8 protein-coding genes and 3 pseudogenes are annotated in these 25,025 nt (G+C 40.6%); 6 read left to right on the top strand and 5 right to left on the bottom strand.

From position 1 onward, the window contains the following. Positions 1-99: 99 nt before the first annotated feature. The 5 genes and pseudogenes from C3420_RS08200 to C3420_RS08180 form a co-directional block, all read right to left on the bottom strand. Entirely contained in the window at positions 100-14,802 is a 14,703-nt protein-coding gene (locus C3420_RS08200) for a VCBS domain-containing protein (RefSeq protein WP_103857230.1), read from the bottom strand. A gap of 42 nt (positions 14,803-14,844) precedes the next feature. Then, complete coding sequence (locus C3420_RS08195) at positions 14,845-15,708, bottom strand: OmpA family protein (protein ID WP_032041808.1); 864 nt, start codon at positions 15,706-15,708, stop codon at positions 14,845-14,847. An 83-nt stretch (positions 15,709-15,791) separates the two neighbouring features. Continuing rightward, a pseudogene (locus C3420_RS17495) lies at positions 15,792-15,939 on the bottom strand (IS3 family transposase); the annotation flags it as partial. Positions 15,940-15,957: 18 nt separating this feature from the next. Beyond that, positions 15,958-16,383, bottom strand: a pseudogene (locus C3420_RS17895) (P-loop NTPase fold protein); the annotation flags it as partial. A gap of 121 nt (positions 16,384-16,504) precedes the next feature. After that, a protein-coding gene (locus C3420_RS08180) for an IS5-like element ISAba27 family transposase (RefSeq protein ID WP_103800643.1) occupies positions 16,505-17,327 on the bottom strand; the annotation gives its coding sequence in 2 pieces (ribosomal slippage) (positions 16,505-16,945 and positions 16,947-17,327; 822 coding nt in all). Between the two features lie 151 nt (positions 17,328-17,478). On the opposite strand from C3420_RS08180, the gene C3420_RS08175 reads away from it, so the two are divergent. From C3420_RS08175 to C3420_RS08155, 6 genes and pseudogenes are all read left to right on the top strand, one after another. Then, complete coding sequence (locus tag C3420_RS08175) at positions 17,479-18,150, top strand: hypothetical protein (protein ID WP_005233305.1); 672 nt, start codon at positions 17,479-17,481, stop codon at positions 18,148-18,150. Then, complete coding sequence (locus tag C3420_RS08170) at positions 18,150-20,462, top strand: hypothetical protein (protein WP_017394004.1); 2,313 nt, start codon at positions 18,150-18,152, stop codon at positions 20,460-20,462. The genes C3420_RS08175 and C3420_RS08170 overlap by 1 nt, the downstream gene beginning before the upstream one ends. Next, complete coding sequence (locus tag C3420_RS08165; RefSeq protein WP_044108666.1) at positions 20,446-23,661, top strand: tyrosine-type recombinase/integrase; 3,216 nt, start codon at positions 20,446-20,448, stop codon at positions 23,659-23,661. Before C3420_RS08170 ends, C3420_RS08165 begins: the two co-directional genes overlap by 17 nt. Before the next feature lie 191 nt (positions 23,662-23,852). After that, positions 23,853-24,001, top strand: a pseudogene (locus C3420_RS17890) (IS3 family transposase); the annotation flags it as partial. 253 nt (positions 24,002-24,254) lie between these two features. After that, a complete protein-coding gene (locus C3420_RS08160; protein ID WP_004883943.1) occupies positions 24,255-24,572 on the top strand; it encodes a helix-turn-helix domain-containing protein in 318 nt (105 codons plus the stop codon). Then, positions 24,569-25,025 (top strand): HipA N-terminal domain-containing protein (locus tag C3420_RS08155; protein WP_171294457.1); only part of this gene is annotated, 457 nt, incomplete at its 3' end. The genes C3420_RS08160 and C3420_RS08155, both read left to right, overlap by 4 nt.

Raw genomic sequence — 25,025 nt, 5'->3', positions numbered from 1 at the left:
GAATTTTGTTTTGCCATTAAATGATTTAGCGAAATTATTCACATCTAGCATAAAAATTGCCCCACGGATGGGGCAACTTTTATTCATAAACACGATAAGTTAGCCAATCGTAATTTGATGATTATTTAACAGCTCTGCAAGCGTTACATTCGAAGTTTGATGTTCTAAGACCAAAAGATCCTGATAATTTGAACCATTTGCTTCACCATCACGATCTACTTTCACGGTTGCAGATTCAGTTGCTGCATCATAGTCAACCTTAATGAATTTTTCGACTTGTGAAAGATGAGATGATGTCAAATCACTATCACTAAGCAAATCATTAAAGAATTCTGATGAGAATTGAATCGTTTCGGCATTGCTATCTGTTGCGGTAGAACCAAAACCGAAATCTGTCCAATGATCAATACCATGCCCCGCTTTGGCATCACTCGCATCTAGCACATTATAAATCAATGTATCGTGACCCTGACCCGTCGTAATGGTATCGTTACCCGCTTTGGCCACAATCACATCATCCGAACTGGTTTCAGCTACGCTGAAGCTTCTCGCTGATAATGGATTTACTCCAGATTGGGTATGAACATTTTCACTCACCAGCAAAGTGACAGCCGTACCCGATACGGTACTGATGTATGTCACATAACCATTATTGGTTGCACTTTGTGTCCAGCCTAAACCAAGTTCAACAGTATCCTCAGCAGTACCATTGATCTTCAAGGTATGTGCCGCATCAGTCATGGTCAATACATGTGATGCTGTCAGGTTAGTGATATTATTTGCTCCATTTACAGACAAATCCAGCACTTCAACATTCTTCAGATTTGCTGCCAAAGTAGCACCTGATACAGTTTCACCAGAACGGAGCTGAATCGTATCTGTACCTGCTCCAGCATTAATACTACTTGCTGTATATAGCAAGGTATCATTACCTGTTGTAGCCTTTTGGGCCGTCATATTTACAGTAATGTTCGTAAAAACATGAGCAGATTCACTATTTCCAGCACCACTTTCAACTGTCCATGCTTCTACCCCGATTTGTGTACCTGCAGTCGCTGAATCCTGATCAGTTAAAGCTGCTTTCGCCTGTTTAAAGCCTAACTTATCTATATTGCTTTGGGTTAAACCTGTAATGGTATAAGTCGTACTTGATCCAGTTCCACTTACTGTAATTTGACTAGATGAAATCTGTACACCATCGATATAAAAAGAGGCATATTGACCCAGACCTGTGAGTTTAATGGTCATAGTTTCAGTACTGCTGTCATTTGCAACTTCTGAAACTTTTGGATCATGCATCGATGCATTCAGGGTAAGTGGAATAATCTCATTTTCTTTACCGAAAGTTTGAGTCGGTTTGATATCAACGCCATTGGCTAAGGCATTAACCACCAAATCTCCAATGTCTTTGGTTTCAGTTAAAGGAGATAAGCTACTTTCACCAGAAGTTACAACCAACTGTAAGTTTCCAACAGTACCACTCCAGTGTATCGGCGGTAATATCGCAACATAAGCTGGTAGTCCACCACTTTCTGAGAGTACCCAAGTGTTGGTTGTGCCATCACCACCTGCATTACTTGCAAGCGTTGCGGATGCCGCATCATTTCCGACATAAACCAAGAAGCCATTTGGAACATCAGATAGCAAAATTGCACCATAAGACTCTGAACCATCTGAATCGTTCAAACTCACGCTTAGTCCACCTGCACCAGTCAGCTCAATTGCATTGGCTTTAGTTGCCAGTTTTGACTCATTACCAATAAAGTTTTGTGAAACAACATTTACACCATTATTGATCAGTTGAACTTCCACAGAACCCTTGACACTGACTGCTTTAACATCTGCACCGTCTTCTTGTACTTTTGCATAAGCAGTAAATGATACATTACCTGGTACAGTTTTCTCACCATTTGGCATGGTATACGTTAAGCCTACTGTTCCGCCATTTTCATCAATGTCAATGACGTAGAACTCACCATCAGTTGTACCATCACCATCAATATCTACACTTTGTAAAACAAGTGGTGTTGTACTACCCGTGATGTATAGCTGACCACCTTCCATGGCATCGGTTGTATCAGCAGCATTGACTTGCACATACATTTTACCATCGACAACCTTACCAAAACTTCCATCGGCAGGGTCGAGTGTAATAGAACTTGTGATTGCTGTCGCACCTTCACCCACCATACTATCTCCAGACATGGTGAATATCGGATTATCCGTCACAGGAGCGATTGGAATCGTCATGTCTTGAATCGGAATCGTTGCCTCTTCGGTAGCGCCACCCAAGACCGAAGTCGTAAGTGTCGCAACGAAATGGAACTGTCCAGATTGACCATTATCATTCCAGTCTGCTGGTGGCGTGATCACAATACTGTCTAACAGATTTTGCAAAGCAGCTTCGGCTTCGGCATCAGTGGCATTCGGATCTACCGTAACACTTGCTGTCCATACTGGGGTATCAGGGTTACCATCATTATTTGTATCGATCATGGTTTGTACCATACCATTGACGATTGTACCTGCTGGTAAATCTTTCAAGGTGACAGTAAACAATTTGCTTGCCGAATTATCCTGAATGGTAATGGCTTGATCTACCACATCGCTTAATTTAAATGGTGTATCTTCCGTAGCAGATGCACCATTATATTGCCATTGGTCAATAAGCGGTGCTTTACTGCCTGGAGCCTCAGCAAAATCTGTATTTAGATACCATGTCACTGAATCAGATTTGATGTCTGTTATAGCAGTCAAATCAGACCCTAGATCTTGTGTCTGTACAGTTATCTTAATCGGATGGTCTGTTAAGCCATCCGCGTCGGAACCAATCTTGAAAGTGACTGGTACATCAATACCACCCTGTGCGTTGATTGAAGGTGCATTATTTGCCTGATAGACCAGTACCCATGTACCAGCACCTATCTGTTGAACATTTGCACCTTGTACAGTTACACCCTCTGGCACATTTTCGATCAAGATACGAACCACGTGTTCACTGCCATCATGGTCAATCGAAGCGACGTTCAGATTAACGGTCACAGTATCCGTTGCAGTCAATGTTGCGGTATCTGGATTAGCATCATCATTTGCATCTTGATCTGATGATGAAGTGGTATTGCTTATTCCAGAAATACCAGTAACAGATAACTCAACAGCATCGGTAACTGCACTCGCCGTTAATTTTAATTCTCCATCTTTAACCACCGTGTCCGCTGGTGCGGTTTGCACCGAACCATAATGATTATCGGTCACTTCATATTTGTAAGTGAAGAAGCCCTGATCACCATCAAGCTGATCACCACCTTTAGCTGCAAGGGTTTGACCTTGTTCAGCAGTCAGTTTATAGTAAGTCTTCCCATCAATCATTTCAGTTGGTAAGCCTGCATTACTTAAAAGAACAGCCGATGTGCCAGTACCCAGATATAAAGTATAGTTTGCTCCTGCCGCCTGATTCTGTGCAATCCAAACATGTCCCAAAGTTTCGTCATTGTCACCATTTACATGAACAATGCCAAAATTCAGGGTCGTAATTTCATCTTCAACCAGTGTCGCACTGGTCGTTGCTTCTGCTTCGGCAGAAGGTGTCACTGTGAAATTAACGTCAGTTAATACACCAGTTTTGGAATCACCATCATTTTCAGTAGAAACGCCTGCAACTTTGAAATTCACATTGCCACTGTAATTCTCTGGTACTGTGATAAATACATTATTTAAATCTGTTGGTTTAATCACCCAGACACGTTCTTCACCTGTGCCAGTGACCAAAACAGTGGCTGGTCCACCCAGATTGAAATCTTTGGCTAAGCCAGTGATACGAAGGGTAAAGCTTTCTGAGCCATCTGTATTATCAATCGATGAAACATTTTCAATCAAATTAGAGAGTGACACTTTATGCTGGGCAGTACCATCCAGATTAGCTTCAGTGGTTGTATAAGACTGTACACCAGGCTGATTACTGTCATAATCTTTTAAGGTAATTGTCGGTGTATCTGCTACACCATAAACTGTAACAGGTATAGAGAGCGGACTAGATGAAGCAGATGTGACGTTACCATCCGTCGCCGTCGCAGTAACACTTAAGGTAAAGTTTACATTGCTGTTAAAAGGTGGAGTAATCGTCAGTGGCGTAGATGTACTAAAGTTAGAGATCGTGACTGAACCGTTAGTAATCGTTTGTTCTACGCCGCCATAGATAATTTTTGCACCAGCAGGAATATCTGAAATGGCGATATTAAAGGTTTCTGATGGATCAGAACTTCTTGGCGTAATAGACAGTGGGATTGGCGTATCTTCCAAACCAATCGCACGACCATTTAATGACAAGGTATTAATACCATCAGCAACAGGTTCGATGATAATATTTTCTAACCAAGCTTCACCTGATACTGCTGTCGTTGGTGTACCCGTCCCTTCATTGTCATCATCATAGTCTACTGTATAAGCTTCAACTTTGATTTTAAAGGTACCCGATACATTTTCAGGAGCCAAGAACTGTAATGTTGACAATGCACTAACAGGTACATCAATTGGTGTGCCTGTATAAGTTGCAGTATAGTCAACACCAGAAACTGTCCATTTGAATTGTGATCCGATGACTGTCGCATAGCTATCCCCTGAAACTAACTCAGGAGTTAAATGTGCATAAGTCAGTTCATCTGCGTCCTGATTCGTCCAGCCATTGGCAAGGTTAAATCCACTCTCAGTACCCAGTGTATACCATGTGTCTTCTGCACCTGCTGTCGTGTAAGTGTGACCACCTGTCATGGTCAGGTCAGCTGTACCATCTTTATCAGAATCACCTGAACCAGGAAGATTACCCCCGATTTCAGCAACAGGATTTACAGTGACTTTTATTGGCAAAGTTTTAGTCTGGGTATCTGTATCCGAACCATTGGTATCAGTTGATGTTACACTTACTTGAATGGTTGCATCTTGACTACTGTGTGCTGGCGGCAAAATTGTGAAACCATCCAATATAGCTTCACGGTCTGCTTCAGTCACATTGCTGTTAAAAGTGATGGTATATGGAGAGCTGCTCGAACCATCTCCACTAATACTCCATTCTCCGTTATTGGTTGGAGCAGTCACGACCCAACTTGTCGGAATTTCAAATGCGACTTGTGTAATGACTTCTGTACCAGTAGTCGTATCCGTCACTCTTACATTTTGCAGGAAAGCAACTGCTGTGTCTTCATTGGTAGAAACATCACCTGCTGCGACATCACCTGCTACTGGCGTAACTTGTAGATTTAAATAAACACTGTCAGTACTTTTAGTTCCAGTAGTCGGCCCATTACCTACACCATCACTATCTTGGTCCTGCGCATGTAGCGTGATCTGGATATTGTTAATGTCACCACTAAAGTCTTTTGGTGGTGTCACTGTAATCGATGGTAAGCTTGGTGAAACGCCATTGTAATTATTTGGAATGTCTATTCGATAGCCATTCAACGATTCTGTTGCAGTAATGGTGTGAGGCTGTCCACTTACAGTTAAGGTTGCACCTTCTGGTAACCCCGTAATGGTCATCCAGCGTTGCTCACTACCATCGGTGTCGGCAATCGAATTACCATCGCCACCAGTCGCCAATGTCACTTGCAACAAATTAGTCAAATTAAGTGCAGTATCTTCCGCAATCTCTTTAATCACAGGTGTCGTACTGCTTGTATCAACAAAACTAGTGCCATCTGAAATTTTCAGATCGATACCGTCCGTAACCGCCCGAACATTGACCACGACTGTTGCAGTACTGGTTTCACCGTTAACACCAGAAACTTTAGCACCGTTATCGTCAACTTCATAACTGGTTACACTTACCGTTACGGTAAAATTGGCATGACTTTCCGCAGGTGGTAAAACCTTTAATGCTTCAAACTGAGCAGACGTCATCTCCAAAGCATTTGCTGGTCTGGTTTCATCAGTCGGATGATTAACATCGGTTAACCAAATGGAGATATTGCCGCCATTCGATGTGAATAATGTAGCATCAGTACCAGATAAGAGCGCTGCGCCAGCAGGAATACCGCTTAAAGTAATCACGCCTAGACGTTCTGGGCTATCACCCGTTGTTGTATTGATATTTTGATCAATAGCATCGATTACACGTGGTGCTTTCAGACCCAATATAACAGCCGTATCTTCATTCGTAGTCACATTTGCTAGTGTTACATTACCACCCACACCCGTTGTTCCGGCTAAATTTGGTGCATCTGCGACTGGATTTACATTTACAGTCACATTGGTTGTTGTGGTTTGCCCACTGTCATCAGTAACTAGTACTTTAAATGTATCGGGACTGGTCGAAGAGCTTCCATCATAGTTACTATAGTTATCGGCAGGTTTATAAGTAATTCGACCAGCCTCATCTACAGTCACAGTGCCATGTGCAACACTGAAACTTTTGCTTCCATTACCGTTATCTGTTCCAGCAATGGTATTACCATTCGCATCCTGAATGGTAATATTCTCAAGTCGTGAATCAGCTGAGGTGGTGAACGGACCATAACTATGATCCTCATCCATCGTGATCACAATCTCAGTTTTTGGTGCATCATCAATCACTTGAACAACGAAACTACCAGATGCCGTATCGCCATCACCATCTTTGGCAATAAAGTCAAAATTCAGATTCAATGGTGTAGTATGACTTGGATGGTTTAATGAACCCAATAGTTCAAAGGTATATTTGCCTGTAGTCGTATCCAAAGTGACTTTGAACACATCACTGCCGCCACGCTTGGCTGTCAGTACGTTACCTGCCTCATTAATACTAAAGCTTATACCGCTATTACCTGTACTATCTAGCACTGCCTTTAAAGCAGTTTGATTTGCAGCAAAGCTTAAACCGCCGCCATTACCTGACCCGTCCTGACCATAACTCACACTCAAATTGCCTTCTGCGGTGAGTAACGATGTGTTTGGTTCACTTCCTGTCGCTAGACCTTTTTCATCTACAGAAGTTACTGCTGGCGCAGAACCAATTGATGGCCCATCATCCTTAAAGATAAAACGATCACCTACCGCAACAGGATCACTGGTGACCGCATCACCATCACCATCTGTAGCAGTTGCAGTTAGGGTAATTAAACCTGCATTGCTGATAGAAAGACTTTCATCATAAGAAGAACCGCCCACGGGATGTTTAAGTGCTTTTGATTGAGTTAAGATAACAGCACCCGTGGTCGGAGCAATGGAGATACGAAATACCACATCGCCTGATTCACTACCCGCACGTCCTTCAATCTGATTACCTACTTTATACAGCAAGACATTTTGGCCACTGGTGGTATCTAATCCGCTATCCACACCTTTGGAACTAATGTTAAGTGTATAAATCAACGCATTACTTGTAGCTTGACCATCCGCACCATACACAGGGGTGAATACATCTTTGACAAAATTAGCATCTGTTGCAGAAACAGAACCTGAGCCAAAATTAGTTTCATCAACAGTTATACGACCAACTTTTGCATCGTTCTCACTGATTTTAGGTTTATCGTCAACAATGCTAATGGTTACGGTATTGGTGACCTTATTACCATATTGGTCTACAGCAGTGTAAGTGAAGCTATTGGTTTCATTGCCTGCTAAATCTTTGGTTGCTGAAGTTAAAGTAAAGCTATAAGTACCATCTGAATTGACGGTATACGTTCCATTTGCTGTAGTGCCTGTTTTTGCTTGTGCTGTCCAACCCGTCTGTAGATTCAAATCACCATTAATAATATTGCTAGAACTACTCGCATCTGTTCCCGCAGGCTGAGTACCATTGGCATCGATCCCATCCTCACGTACGCTACCCACTGTAGTTAATGGATTGGCTGTAACGTCCTGCACATTAATGGTAAGGGTAGATGTTTTTAAGTCACCATCAGCATCACACACTGTATAAGTAAATACATCCTGTGCATTGGCTGTTATTTTGTTTGGATCCGCTTGATAGCTATAACTACCATTGGCATTTAATGTAAGCGTACCATAATCACCTGTGATGCTTGTTCCTACTCCAGTACTCGAAGTTGTACCTGTATTGCCTTTAGCAACACCGACTACACCACCACCAATAGCCCAACCATCTGCACCTGACTGGTCGCTAGAAAGTACACCACTGGCTGCATCTTTGGTCAAAAGCGCGCCTTCTGTAACACTTCCTGTATCCGCTACGGTGATTGGTGCATCATCAACAATATTGATGACCAAATTCCCTGCTGTTGCACTATCTCCATCAGCATCCTTGATTTCAACAGCGAAAGTAGCTGTTGTATTATCGCCACTCGTTTTTGCAGGCAAGGTATAACTATAATAAATCGTACCCGTTCCAGTTGCTGCATTGTATTCATAACGCGCAGTTAGACCATCTGAAAAGGTCTGATTCGTGGTAGTTAAAGTATGTCCACCCAGCTTAATGGCATCACTGGCTGCCAGACCGTCTGGAGAGGTAAAGCTAATTGTGCCACTGGTGGTTTCTTTATTGGTTGAAGCTTCTGTACCACCATCATTTAAACCAGATTCATAGACTGTCGTTGTTGCACCACCAGCCGTTGGTATTGTACTGGTCGGGGTTGCATCAGCAATGTTGATTGTCAATTGTGCTGTTGATGTGTCGTTATCGCCATCCGTTAAAGTATAAGTAAATACGTCAATTACACCACCAGCTGAACCTGCATTACGTGCATAACTATAACTACCATCAGAATGGATCGTTAATGTGCCATATTTACCAACAACCGGATAGTTACCAACTGGATCAATCGTGACATATAACCCATTAGCAGTATCTGCTTTTACTGTAGTTACTCGTGCGCCATCTGCACCTTTCGTGTCAGTACTGACCACATTACCAGTAACTACTGCCAAACTACCTACAGGAATGCTATTGCTATCATTCACAGCAGTCGGAACATCATCAATCACTTGTACAACCAGACTACCTGTTGTGGTTACCCCTCCTGCATCTGTGACACTCAGTGGAATGCCACTCAGAAGTAAACCATCATTTCCAACAACGCTATGTGTCTGGGCGTTGTTCAAAGTATAGGTATAACTCAAACTACCTGAAGTTGGGATACCACCTACACTGCTATTTGCCGTAAAACCATTTAGAACGATGGTTCCACCAACGACGTTGATCGCTGCCGATGGGTTGCTGCTACTCAGTGATTGTAATTGTGAAAGGCTAAAGTTCTGTCCGCCTATGTTAATACTGCTTAAGCCATCTCCTGCATTGATCTGAATCGTTCCACTGGCAGATTCGCTCGCTGCACTTGCGTTGCTACCTGTACTTAGACCACTTTCATACACTGTAATCTGACCACCAACACTGCTACCGTTCTGATCGTTCGGTGTAATGCTTGGTAGGCCATCGGTATGTCCGTTAATGGTGATGGTTAATGTCGTGGTACTCCAGTCCCCATCTGCATCTTTAATGGTGTAGCTAAATGTTTCTGTGAGCTTGCCTCCATCTTTTAATGCATTCACGGTTGCGTTATTTGGGTCAACGGTATAGCTGTAACTACCATCGCTATTGAGTATCAGTGTGCCGTAGTCACCTGCAAGTCCTGTTCCACCAACATTATCTGTTTGTTCTGTTGTTGAGCTTCCTTTGCTGACTCCTGTCACTTGTGTTGCATCTGCACCTAAACGGTCAGCAACATCTGCACTATTGCTACTACCACCTGTGATCACGTTTCCTTCAAGTGCTGTACCGTCTTCTGTCACTGTGCCTGTGTCAGCTTTGGCTTCTGGGGCGGTATCTGTGATGAGAATGACCAGATTCGTCGCTGCTGAGCTTTCATCGGCATTGTCTGTCACTATAATTGGGAAACTATCACTTACGCTGCTATCACCACCGCTGTGGTTTTTGCTGGTGCCACTTTGTTGGTAGCTATAACTGACTTTGCCTGTTACTGGATCATAGTCGGTAAGGGTCAGTGTTCCTTGTGTACCTATGATTGTTTTTGGTGTGGTCGGGGATAGACCCAAGAGTTCGCTGGTCAGAATGGTCGTGACACCAATCGTGATAGATTTCAGTCCATCTGCTGCGTTGACGGTAAACTCGCCTTGTACTGGGGTCGTTGCATTTTCGGCAATGCTGTTCGCACCAAGCGCTGATCCATTATGATCAGTGATAACCACGTTAGGTGCGCCATCGGTATGTCCGTTAATGGTGATGGTAATGGTCGCTGTCGATTTATCTCCATCTCCATCGGTAATGGTGTAACTAAATACGTCTTGGAGGCTTTGGTTATCTTTAAGGGCATTTACATCCGTATTGTTATTATTTAATTGGTAGGTGTAACTACCGTCAGCACGGAGAATTAATGTTCCGTATTCTCCATTCACTGCTGTATTCAATGCGCCATTTGCTACGTGTTCACCTGACGCAACTGTTCCAGCCTGTACTCCACTGACGTTAGCTTTGTCTGCGCCTTGGGTATCAGCTGTATCTCCACTAGATACGCCTCCTGTCAGTACGTTGCCACTGACTGGATTAGGTACGCTGTCTTCTGTAATGCTATTCGTGTCAGGCTTCGCAACAGGTGCGTCATCTATAATCGTAATCGTTACGGTATTCGTTGTACTATTGCCCTGAGCATCCTTAGTTGTATAGCTAAACGTATCCTCAACATTATCGCCATTTGATGGTTTAGTCAGTGTGTATGTGTAATGACCATCTTCATCAATGCTGAACGTCCCATATTGAGTCGAACCATTAGTAACGGGTACTGCTTTGACCTCGGATGGTAGGTTCACTGTATCTGTTACGGTATGACCAGTACCCGCAGTTGAACCACCCGCAAGACCACTTTCATTGACAGTATTGCTAATTGGGGCTGGTGTTAGATTGACATTTGCCACATTAATCGTAAGCGTTGAATGAGTTAAATCACCATCCGCATCACGTACCGTATAAGTAAATACATCCTGTGCATCAGCTGTTACTGCATCAGCGGTTGATACATAGGTATAACTGCCATCGGCATTTAAAGTGATATAGCCATATTGGCCATCTATCCTGCCTCCAACGCCACCAGCGCTGTTCGTTGCAGTATCACCCGATACCACACCAACCACTGCACCAGTATTCACCCAACCATCTGCGCCAGCAGTATCATTTGTTAATACACCGTCAGCAGCAAGTACGCTCAGCACACCACCTTCACTAAGGCTACCAGTATCTGCCACAGCAGTCGGAACATCATCAATCACTTGTACAACCAGACTACCTGTTGTGGTTACCCCTCCTGCATCTGTGACACTCAGTGGAATGCCACTCAGAAGTAAACCATCATTTCCAACAACGCTATGTGTCTGGGCGTTGTTCAAAGTATAGGTATAACTCAAACTACCTGAAGTTGGGATACCACCTACACTGCTATTTGCCGTAAAACCATTTAGAACGATGGTTCCACCAGCGACGTTGATCGCTGCCGATGGGTTGCTGCTACTCAGTGATTGTAATTGTGAAAGGCTAAAGGTCTGTCCGCCTATGTTAATACTGCTTAAGCCATCTCCTGCATTGATCTGAATCGTTCCACTGGCAGATTCGCTCGCTGCACTTGCATTGCTACCTGTACTTAGACCACTTTCATACACTGTAATCTGACCACCAACATTGTTTCCGTTCTCATCGTTCGGTGTAATGCTTGGTAGGCCATCGGTATGTCCGTTAATGGTGATGGTTAATGTCGTGGTACTCCAGTCCCCATCTGCATCTTTAATGGTGTAGCTAAATGTTTCTGTGAGCTTGCCTCCATCTTTTAATGCATTCACGGTTGCGTTATTTGGGTCAACGGTATAGCTGTAACTACCATCGCTATTGAGTATCAGTGTGCCGTAGTCACCTGCAAGTCCTGTTCCACCAACATTACCTGTTTGTTCTGTTGTTGAGCTTCCTTTGCTGACTCCTGTCACTTGTGTTGCATCTGCACCTAAACGGTCAGCAACATCTGCACTATTGCTACTGCCACCTGTGATCACGTTTCCTTCAAGTGCTGCACCGTCTTCTGTCACTTGTCCTGTGTCAGCTTTGGCTTCTGTGTCGGTATCTGTTATGAGTATGACCAGATTCGTCGCTGCTGAGCTTTCATCGTCATTGTCTTTCACTATAATTGGGAAACTATCACTTACGCTGCTATCACCACCGCTGTGGTTTTTGCTGGTGCCACTTTGTTGGTAGCTATAACTGAGTTTGCCTGTTACTGGATCATAGTCGGTAAGGGTGAGTGTTCCTTGTGTACCTATGATTGTTCTTGGTGTGGTCGGGGATAGACCCAAGAGTTCGCTGGTCAGAATGGTCGTGACACCAATCGTGATAGATTTCAGTCCATCTGCTGCGTTGACGGTAAACTCGCCTTGTACTGGGGTCGTTGCATTTTCGGCAATGCTGTTCGCACCAAGCGCTGATCCATTATGATCAGTGATAACCACGTTAGGTGCGCCATCGGTATGTCCGTTAATGGTGATGGTAATGGTCGCTGTCGATTTATCTCCATCTCCATCGGTAATGGTGTAACTAAATACGTCTTGGAGGCTTTGGTTATCTTTAAGGGCATTTACATCCGTATTGTTATTATTTAATTGGTAGGTGTAACTACCGTCAGCACGGAGAATTAATGTTCCGTATTCTCCATTCACTGCTGTATTCAATGCGCCATTTGCTACGTGTTCACCTGACGCAACTGTTCCAGCCTGTACTCCACTGACGTTAGCTTTGTCTGCGCCTTGGGTATCAGCTGTATCTCCACTAGATACGCCTCCTGTCAGTACGTTGCCACTGACTGGATTAGGTACGCTGTCTTCTGTAATGCTATTCGTGTCAGGCGTCGCAACAGGTGCGTCATCTATAATATTAATAACCAGATCACCCGAAGCTGTTTTATCGCCATCGATATCTGTCACTTCCACTGCAAATGTTGCATTGGTATTATCACCTGACGTATTCGCAGGAAGTGTGTAGCTATAGTGGATAGTACCTGTACCAGTTGCCGAATTGTATTCATAGCGTGCAGTTAAACCATCCGAGAATGTTTGATCTGCTGTCGTTAGGGTATGTCCACCTAACTTCACTGCATCTTGAGAAGCCAAACCATCTGGAGAGGTAAAAGCAATTGTACCGCTTGTTGTTTCCTTATCAGTAGATGCTTTAGAGCCACCATTATTCAAACCTGATTCATAGACTTTGGTACTCTCTCCATCGCTCGAAGGAAGCGTAACAAGAGGCGCACTATTGCCAATGACTAATGTCAAGCTAGCTGTTGAGCTATCCCCATCACCGTCAACCAATGTATAAGTAAATACCTCATTTACACCGCCCGGCGTACCTTCATGACGCTCGTAACTATATTCACCTGTGGTCTTATTGAGTATTAGAGTACCATACTGCCCTTCGATCGTCAGCGTTGTGCCATCATCTGTTACCACGTTAGCAGATACATTATCACTAACCACTGTGGAGATGCTCACTCCATCGGCACTAATTTTGTCTGCACCTGTAGCCCCACTACTCGTACCAACACCCGTCAGTACATTTCCAGTTTCAGGGGTAAATTGATTAGCAGCCACATTATCGATGTCGTTTTTGGCAAGTGGTGCATCATCAATAATGCTAATGACTAGACTGCCACTGCTCACAATATTACTTTGATCTGTCACAGATATACCGACTTCTTCCAGAAAGTTATCGGTGTGTGATGCATCGTTGGTAACAGGTTGATCTAGTTCATATTCATAAGTAATGGTGCCACCCGTAGATACGCCATTAAATTCCTGACCATTTGGCGTATAGTCAGTAATGATGATCTTGCCATGAGGCGTGTTGATAATAATCGGTGTAGTTGAGGCATTTTCCAGATCTGTTAGCAAAATATTGGTATCACCAACCGTAACAGACTTTACGCCATCACCAGCCCCAATCGTAATACTACCCGCTTCTTTATTTGAACCCGATGTATCAGTTAAACCCTGTTCATATACAGTAACATGCCCCTGTTCAATTAATGTATCAGTAGTATTGTTCGGATTTTCACTGCCGCCATTTTCATCTTTTATGCTAATCGAAGGATTTGCATCAGGTGTAATTGTGATTACCAATTCCGCTGAAGCGGTTCCACCCTGGCCATCACTAATTGTATAAGTAACTGTTGGAACGGTGCCATTCCAGTTAGTCGCAGGGACAAAGTGATAAGTTCCATCGGCATTGAGCGTTAGCTCGCCAATTTTATCAATTGTAACGGTTTGGCCTGCATTATAGCTTTTCCCCTCCACAACAAATTGAGTAACTGTGATTGCGTTTCCATCAGGATCACGATCATTAGTTAAAACATTGCCATTAACTGGGGTATCTTCAACACCTGTAATTTCATCCTTAACGGCGATTGGCCATGCGTTTTTATCCCCTCCACCGCCACTTCCTGCGGCTGCAATGATGCCACCAATAACAGCACCACCACCAATAATCCATGGCAGTAAAGACCCACCTGCCGCACTAGCAGGTAATAAGACCTCAAGCCCAGGTATTCCCTTAAAACCAGAAACACCATCAAACCAGTATAAGATACAACCATCTTCTTCAAAAACCAGATCAGAATCAACTTTGTCATATACGACAAAGAAGTTTTCGATAAGGACAGTTTCACCATTATTTAACTTTAAAATCAGGTTATTGCCATCACGTAAAAACTCTGCTACATCATTACGATGCATTTTGGTATGGACAATTGATGCTTCTGTTAAAGTGATATGTTGCGTGTTGATAGATACTTTATTTAAAGAATCTTTTTCTACTACAATAAAATTTGTCATGTTCTGTGTGGCCTATATTCGTTGAAACTTTTAAATGCTGAATTACTTGGTAATGCCCGTAATTTGTACCGTCACGCGACGATCGGGCTGTAAACATGCTTTTAGTGCTTCACGAGATTTAACCGTAGGACAGCCGTCCGTGACTGGTTGATTCTTCCCTGCACTTGCCACCGAGATAATATTTGCGGATACGCCATTTTGAACAAGCAGACTACGTACAGTTTCAGCACGATTCTGACCAAGTTTTTGGTTATAAGTTTCGCTTCCTAGACGATCCGTATGACCGACCAATATGATCTTACTGACAGAAACAAAACCTGTTGAAATTTTTGATGCTACGTCCTGAACTTCCTGACGGCCTTTAGGCAATAAATCATTTAAAGATGAACCATCAAATTTAAATAATGTATCGGCTGCCAAATCAATTGTTTCAGTATGCTCAACAGGAGCAACGACAGGCTTTTGAGCTGCTGGCTGTTGTCTACAAGCCAAAGGATGACCATTATTTGAAATAAAAGGTACACCAGCAGCATCTACAGAAAGAATAAAGTTACGATCTTTTAATTGATCTGGCCGCAAGTCGACATCGCAACTCTGACAATTTTTTTCGCCGCTACAATTTTTAACTTTGAAATTATAAACCTCTGGTTTTAAATAATACTTTGCCGTATTATTGATATAGAATTTACCTGATTCAATACTGTCAATATAGAAATAAATTGGACAACTCTGTTCATCTCTTGTATCCCCTGCGCATAATTTAGCATCTCTGTTGACATTGATCTCCTGATTATAACCTTGCTTATTATTTTGAAACCGTAAAGCAGAAGGCTTTGAGTAAGGATCAGATGCACAAGAGGCTAGCACCAATGAAATTACAGTAGTTAAAAGCGATAATTTCCACATAAACAACCCTTGGTAGACTTAAAGAGGTGGTCCCACTTGTTTGAACAACTAAAAGCGTATTTATAAGTGATATTCCGCTCTAGTTAAGCCACCTTGTTTTGTTGGGGTAGCTGATCATAGTAAAACTCATTTGGTGTCATTTTGTCTAGACTGAGGTCGTTTCAAATTATAAAACTCAAAATATGCACTTAATTGCTTTTTCGCATCTGTGACACTGCTATAAGCTTTGAGAAGTTCTATTAATTTTGCATCCTGCAAGGCTTTCAGAATAGATTTATAAAACAACTCAGTGGGTGAAGTAACACCACCTACAGCTTTAATTATTAGCCAAGGTTTTTCATGAGAAAAGTTAAAAGACTTATCAAATTTTTTAAGTAGCTTTTTATCATTAACAAGATTTCGTGCTGCACCCCGTATGCCATCATTTTGATGTAACAAACCTGTTAACACAGCAGCTAAGGTGGATTTCCCTGTTCCATAACTGCCTGTCAAGGTAAAGGTTGACTGACCAGAAGTTTCGAATGAATCTATAATAGTCTGTAAAGAATTATAAGCTGTTCCATGAAAAACAACTTTATCAAAAAACTCTTTTGATATATCCGTATCTAATCGGGTAGATAAAAGATGATTAACATGGACCTGGTAGTAATGATTCAAATTTTCTACTTTAGTCATTTTTAATTTTTCCAGAATAAATATTAGCTAAGAGTTCATCTAAATTGACTTCACTGATTTGATCGCAAGCTAAACTTCTCATACCTAAGGTATCTGTCCATTAGACCTCTTGCGAAAGTCGTTATTGCAAGTTCATCCGATTTACCAGTGCAGCGATTAAGTTAATGCGTAAACCGAATCTTTTCCGTCTATTTCGATAGCGTTCACTTAATATTCTAAATGTTTTCAATTGACTATTAATATGTTCGATCACAACTCGTATTTTTCCAATCATTTTATTGTACTTTTTCTCAACATCAAATAAGGGTAAATTCTTCTTTTTCTTTATTGGCATCAATAATTTAAAGCCATCTTGCTCTAATCCGTAGTACCCTAAATCGGTCATAACATATTTACAATGTTTGAATTTTTTAACCGTTCTTCTTGCCAATTTAATGTCATGCTGACTGCCATTCGATATATCTAGCCCTATGATTTGTTTGCTGTTCGGATGATAGATCACTTGTGCTTTTAGCGTATGTTTCTTCTTTTTACCACTGTAGAACTTACTCTGATTTTTTTTTCGGACGTTCTATTGAACATTCTGTCGCATCAATAATGACCCAGTTAAACTGTTCGTCTGCTGTGGTAATGCTTCGTTTTGGCAGAGTAAACCGTCTTGATTTCATCAATGCATCTTCAACCTTTTTAATGGTTCGATTCACATTACTTTCAGCGATATGGTAATTTGCAGCCAACCCCAATTGAGTGCTGTAATTCCGTAAGTAATTGAGTGTTAATAATAATTGATCCTCTATAGCTAAAGTATGAGGACGCCCAGATTTCTTTTTAAGTGATTCTACTTCTTTTAAAACTTCGATCATTTCACTAAAAACTGGTCGAGGTACACCAACCAAGCGCTGGAATTCAGAATCTGAAAAACGATTTAATTTCTGATATCTCATGAAATTTAGATTGAGGTGGTTTTTACTTTCGCAAGAGGTCTAGTGGTTTTTGAAATTTAGATGCACAATATATGGAATTTTTAGCCATTGTCTGACTGTTAACGAATATACGAATATTTACTTGATTTTTTTATATAATCACCAAGTAAATATGCAAACGGCTTTTGATTTCAATGAAAAATTTGGCGCACCTAAAAAATTGTTGTGCAAAAATTTTAATAAAATCCAAATCAGTATACACCCTGATTTTTCTGGAATTTATCTTTGCTATCAAGAGGCTTTCAAAGCTTTAAAAACAGATCTAGGTATCTTGAATCCACGTCCCGAAATTCACGTCTGGAAAGATACTAATCTATCCGGTTATACCATCGCCAGTAATATCCAATGGTTCCTATACTGGACTCAGAATGCACCCAAAGAAATTAATCTAATTATCCATTCTCTTCCCAAAGATAACAAAAAAATCGAACTATTAAAAAATGTGGCTAGTTCCGAATTTCTAAAATTTCTATCATCTACTTATTATGATCTTAATCGATTAAATCCCAAAAGGTTACATAACTTAATAAATGAATACATTTCTGCCGAGGCTATTTACAAGTTAAACAAAGAAAATTCTTTCAAACCTCACCGTACTATGAGCTTAGACCTGCTAGCAAAACGACTCTCATACACACGATATCAGCTGAATTATCGCAATAAAGTTATAAACCGAAAAAGACAAAGTGTGCTTGATCAACTAGAACAAACTAGTGAAGTTGTACAACAGCTTTTAAATAATGCGGACTTCGTTCTCACGCCAGATCAGCTATGGAAAGCATAATGTCAGAATCCAACCCAACCCATCAAAATATTGCTGATATTCCAGGGGTATCATTAAAACAGACATTGGAAAAACTCTTTGGTGATGAGCAGCTCCAACGTACCGAACATATTCAATATGTTGCTGATTTACTGACTTCGCACCCAACTGATCAATGTCTGGAAGGACTGAATCTCGATCTATTAGATTTTGATCTAGAAACCAATTCTGTTGTTGCTAGACCAGCTGCATTGGTCTCCTCTCGAAAACATACTGTTAGCGCAACACCAGTTACTTGGTATGTGAACTCAATTGCACAATTAGCAGAGTCGGAAGAAAACGCTTTAATCTGGAATATCCTGGTCTTAAAAGCAGCAATCTATTTAATTGCCCTTCCAGACATTAAACCTGAGCTTTTTAAAGAAGACTACACTGAACATTTCAATACTGTAAAACGCTTATTTCAACGCTTCCGTGTGGCCAATAGGGTTCTGAATCCCGATAAAGAATATCAAAATACACGCGAATACATGATCCTTTGGGAAAAGCATCTTAAAGATCCTACGCTTTCGTTAACTGAATTTGTTCAATATTTAAGTAATTTCAATACAGATCCATCCAATGATTTTGAAAAAAATCTACTGAATAATCTACGCATTACATTTACTTATATTTTAAACAATAAGGCCAAAATTGCCAAAGCGAGCATCGAGACTCAACTTCAACATGATTTTTTAGATGAAGATCAGCTGATTGTAGAAAGTTCAGAAATTAAAAAAGGTCAAAAGTCTAAAGCTCTTAATATAGAAGAACAATTAGATGACCAAGATACACGTCAAATACTTGTAGACCCAACCATCGTTACCCCCCTTGCTGCATATTCAGAATCCGGCCAAAGCTATGTGCTGCCTCTGGTTGCCAAACATATTCAACGGAAAGAACATTTGCTGCCATACAGCAGCCTCTTTCCTAATACCACAAGCATAAGTGCCCTAATTACTGAACTATATAAAAATTACATTGTTGAGGTTAAAGAAGACTCTAAAGACAAGGATAAAGAAATCAAAAAAAAGAAGGCATCCTTGATCCTGATGCTGTCATTTCTGACAGGAAATAAAATCCAGGAGTGGCTCCGTCTACAAAGTAAACGTGCTAAAAATTTAAATGCTCGCCAACAGATCAAGCAAAGCAATGGACAATATTATCTGAGAAGTAAATTTTCAATTTTTGAAAATAAGGATTTTGCTTATCCAGAGGGCTTGCTCAACCAAACAGTTCATCTGGACATCCCGATCCCGAATTCATTTATTGAATCTCTGCGAGACGGTGACCCCGTTAAGGAAGAGGACCTTCAGCAACATTTGAAACAGCTGAGAGCCAAATTTTATATTCCAAAATTATCACTAATAAGAATTGGCTCTCTTTTACATCAGACTATTTTGCAACGCACTGGAAATAAACAGCTTGCTGACCTTCTCACTGGTATTGATGCCAATAAGTCTTCTTCTACTTCTTATTGTCATCAAAATATCCTGACTTTACAGACTGAATATGTCTCAATTTTAAAAGAGCTGTGTGAGTCGTTATCCGATGAATACCAGAATATTGAATATGCTGCAGAAAAAAACTTTGGAAGCCGCAAAGCACCTACTTCAAATGTGATTCAAAATATCTTTGCCACTCTCAAATTCAGAATAATTTCACAAAAAGAAGACGACTGGATAGCAATTTTTAATCACTATAATCTGTGGATGTGGCATTTCTTGTTGCTCTTTACTGCTGCACGACCCGTCGCTGAATTTCCAGGTTTTTTAAAAAGCTTTAACCTGAAAAGAAAAATATGCATGGTTTCTGATAAGGAGGTGGGTGGGCGTCAAGGCTATGGACGTTTAATTCCACTAGGTCATTTTGTTGTACAAGAACTCCAGAAATTCATAGATTTTTTACATTATTTTAAAACTCAAATTGCTCCTAGTCAGCCAGAAATTCCACAACATATTCAACAAATTTTAGAGAGCAAGCTCCCACTATTGAATATCTTTCAGGATGGTCAATGGTACCCCTTAAGGCCTTCGATTATAAAAAAATCTAACCCTGAGTTAAGTTTGCTACATGAAAACTGGCACCGGCATACTGCCCGTGCGTTTCTCAGCCATAAAATTAGCGAAATTGAAATTTTAGCTTTATTCGGTCATGAACCGATGCAGCAAGAAGCTGCTCATCCTTATTCCAGCTTATCTATTTCACAATATTCAAGCATTGCCCATGTTCTTGAACAAATGAAAGATCATTTTCAAATTACCGGTATTGAACTCGATGTCCTCATCCAATAAACGAACTAAGCAAGCTCGACCACTATATGCAGAAAATCGTAGAAAACAAATTCGTCTTGAGAAAGAGAAATCTCCTCGATCGGATGTAGAAAAGGAATTAATTCAATATTTCCAAGAAATAGAACTAGAACAAAAAGAACATCTTGAATCCTTATATCCCGCAATTTATGAGTTTATTAAACGCAAAGCTCCAAGCTTGGCCTGGAAAAAATATGCACATGAGCTTTTTCGGTCATATATCAAGCAAATCAATTTAAATCGTCGTGAGACTTTGCCCCTACCGAATCTGACATTTGAGATGAAGCGTGATCAACCAGTTTTTACCATGGACTGGATCGAGAAGGGACAGCAGGTTGATGAAGTTCTTGATAAGCTTTGGGACTACTGGATTCTAGCAAAAGATAGCAAGACATTTTCTGATGATGAAATCATTGGAAATATTGTTATTTCTGCCATGCTTTATTCCGGCTTAAATCAAAAAGCGTCTTTAGAAGCTTTGCTTGAACACTTAAAAGATCCGGCAAAAATCAGAAAGATCGAAGATCTGAACATTATATTTTTAGAACCGCTCTCTCCCTCTTATGGAGATCTATTTATTGATGAAAAAACCATTCGTAAATCGCGTAATTTTATTCCTGATCAAATCACCCGCTTATGGTTAATTCATTTTAATAGCAGAAATATTCGTACAGTAAACCAGAATGTAGAAGATTATCTACAGCTTATTTTTAATAAGATTAAGTTACCATTTAATCTTAAAACTTATAAATTATTACGCGACTACGCCAACTTTAACTGGATGCAACTCCCGAAAGTTGACATTGATCCTGCTCTCTCACAATGTCTTATAGAAAATACTGCAACCTGTGGCTTATCAGAAATAGAATTTGAAAGATTTCTTCATCCAAAATTTAAATATCAGCAGGACACTCTTACTGATTCAGATGTAGAAAAATCACCATCTATTGTGGGTAAATCTTACTCCAATGATGACATTCAGCAAGCTTTGGATGATGTTATAAAGATTCACAAAGACCTTTTACAACTGATTCGTACATCACAAACTGATCAAGCCATTGATGTATTAATCATTAAATATTGTCTTGAAAATACTGATAAATTTAATGAGTACAGTAAACGTGTCGCCTTATGGCTCATCAGCCTTTATAAACCAGAATTAGAACAGATTCAGCAACTGGCTGAACGTTTTAATTTTTGCGTAAACCAATTTCAAAAAGCGTTTCAGCAGAATAGACCGTTAGCAGATAGTTCGATTTACACTTATTACTCCCGTATTGCTGAGCCCTGGCTCACCCATTCCTTACAATATCTAGATAGCGAAGATGATCTGAATACGAACCTAGCGAAGATCTACCAACAAATTATTACGAACACCCGTCTCGCAGATGAAGCAGGCCAACCTGAATTTAAAAAATCCAGAGGTCAAACCAGTAGGATGTTGAAGCGCTTCCATAGCTTTCAACGAACAGTTTTCGAAGCTGAATCTCTCGAATTAGAATCACTCACCATACAAAATAGGCCTAGAGCCCGTATTATTGGCCCTTTGACTTATCAAGCTTTCATGAACAAGTTAGATGTCTTATTTGCAGGTTCTGATAGTCAAGAAAATATGTATAAAACATTAAAAATCATCTATATCTTAGCTTACCGAACCGGTATGCGTATTAATGAAATTCTGGGCTTACGTGTGCGGGATATCGAGGGTTTGAGTCGTCTATCAGTATGGATTCAGCCCTACGGCTCAAAAAAGAAAGGAAACTTACATCAACTTAAAACAGATAGTGCTGAACGCAAAGTTCCTGTGTATTGCTTATTAAAAACCGATGAATATCAACTATTTCATAATCATGTAGTCGAGCAACGTTTACTCAATCAGCAAAACTTATACTTATTCCGTAATTGGAATGAAAATAGCAAGCTGAACAAACATACGGTGACAACACCTTTTAGAATGATTATGAACGAGCTTTTTAAAACTCATGATTATTCTTTTCACTCATTTCGACACACGGCTGCCAATCACTTATCCGTTCTGCTCAACTGCGATTACGCTCCCCTAGTCAAGAATCTGACGGATTATACTGAAGAACAATATCAGTCCATTCGGACAGAGTTACTCCGTCATACACATGGTCAAAATCATTGGTTTATGATTGCCCATTTACTGGGTCACATTGACCCTACAGAAACTTTTAAAAGTTATATTCATCTAAGCTACCTGATTGCTGGGCATAAAATACTGAAATATCACCCAGACATCGATACTCAACTGGCAAAAAAGATGATGGGCTACCTACCTTCTTTCAAATTTTTAAACACAGTAAAAGATTCTGCTCCATTCAATTTCGAAAAGCATGCTGGTCATTTAAGTCAGCAGTTACTCAACGATCAAACTGACTGGTTAAAAAGTAACGTAGAAGACATTCTAGATGAGGTTTCATTTAACTCAAAGCATCATGATTTTTTTAAATATTTCGCGGGAACAAAAGAATCCAAAGTTTCATTTGCATGGTTTTTTAAGTGCCTAAATTTACTGGAAATTCATCATGATCCAGATCGGGTATCACAAGAAATGAGTTTACCTGTCGAACTGGTTAACTACTGGTATGAAAATGCCAAACAACTGGGCCAACTCAAGTCTCAAAAAAACAACCCAAGGTTATTTGATCTCAACAACACAAATCATCTGGATAAACCTTTGAAACCCTCGATGATAGATACCGCTGAAGAGCGCAAAGCAAGGAACTATTTCTTTGAAAATATTCAAAATATCTTTGAAAAAAAGCCAGATCAAATAAAAGCGGTGCTTGAGACATTTTTAAGTCGTGTTACAGTTTCGCATACCGGCATTCATTATCGCTGGAATAAAATTGATCAATTGGAATCATTTTATTGCAAGGTAAAAGACCTGTTTCCCCATCAATTTTGGCATTTGCTTGGACAAGACTTGGTACAATTGCTAGATAAAAAGAAACAACCTTTATTACTGAAGCTGGCTAAATCGAGCACAACAGAGCATCCTACGACTCAAGAAGATTATGTTCGTCTCCAGCTTTACTCGACAAAAGATGCCAAAGCACTGGCCGCATTTAAATTTTGCTTACATCTAGCTTGTATTGGCAGACCTCGATCTCTTGAACTGCAAGTTGAAGGTCTAAAAATCACTACATGCGATTAAATAATTTAACCGTTGCTGCCTTATCTAAATGATGTGTGCTGAAAAAACAAGAGGTTTTAACTTGGTAAACTATACATACTCATCAGGAGTTTATCATGAGCAAGAAACACAAGACGTATACGGCAGAATGAATCGTACCGGGTTTGTCGGAGACCAACTTTCCCTGAGATAAGAAGCATCGCTTCGCAAGGAAACATCGAGCAAAACGAGGTCTACATGATTTTCATCATGCTGAGCGAATCAAACGAATTTGGAAAGAAAGTTCGGGGTGATATGGCGTTCGTAAGGTCTGGCAATAACTGCAACGAGAAATTATGTTATTGCGCGCTGTACAAGTGCGCTAGGTTATGTGCCACCTTTTGTGTTTGAAAAAATGTTCGATGATAAGATTAACACGTTAGGTCAGGTGGCCTAACTTAAATAAAAAAGTCTCCGACAAACCCGGTACGGTTCAATGCAAAATCAACAACAATTTGAACACCCATTTCTCATACAAGTAGGGCTATTTTACAGATCGAAATGATAAATTCATAAATTGCTTTTCAAAAAAAAAGCAACTAATATGCTTCTTATACCACCAAAAAGCAATAAATATGTCTACACTAAATAAGTCTTTACTACAGCAAGTCAAAAAAAGACGAACCCTATTGGGTTTAAAGCAAGTTGATATGCAATCACGTACAGGCATTTCAAGACAGCAGTACCAAAAACTGGAAAGTCAAGGCAATCCTCGATTAGATACCTTAGAAATTATTGCGGCAGGACTAAATGCTCAACTGATGCTCATCCCAGATGATAAGGTTCATTTGATTAGACAATTATTGAATGATGAAATTAAAGTCACTATTGAAGATCAAGATGACTTAATGTCTAACCCATGGAAAGGTCTTCTCGGAGGAGAGGAACCATGAATACTGTTGCAGTCCTGAAATTAACATTACATCACGTTGTCGTTGGATACTTGGCAGGATTTCAGAGCGGAAAAAATATTCTGGTTTTCACAGATTCTTTTCACTTGGATCAGCAACGTCCGACCTTGAGCTTGCTTACTTCCCCTTTATATCCTCAAGCGGATAAGATTTTAGAAAAGACCTATGTTACACATCAGCGCTTACACCCCTTGCTATCAAATCTGCTACCAGAAGGTGCATTACGCGAACTCATAGCACAAAGCCTCAAAATACATATAGACAATGAATTTCAGTTATTGGCAGCTTTAGGTCATGACTTACCTGGGGCACTCATTGCGACTCCATTAGATCCAGAAGAAATTCCAGATGAAATAAAATTCAAACTGCAGATCTCTAATCCAGATCAGATCTTAAAGCAAGAGATTCGAACAGATAATAAGTTTTCCTTGGCCG

The sequence above is a fragment of the Acinetobacter sp. ACNIH3 genome, assembly GCF_002918965.1.
Classification (GTDB): domain Bacteria; phylum Pseudomonadota; class Gammaproteobacteria; order Pseudomonadales; family Moraxellaceae; genus Acinetobacter; species Acinetobacter schindleri.
This window is presented reverse-complemented; position numbering and strand designations above follow the sequence as displayed.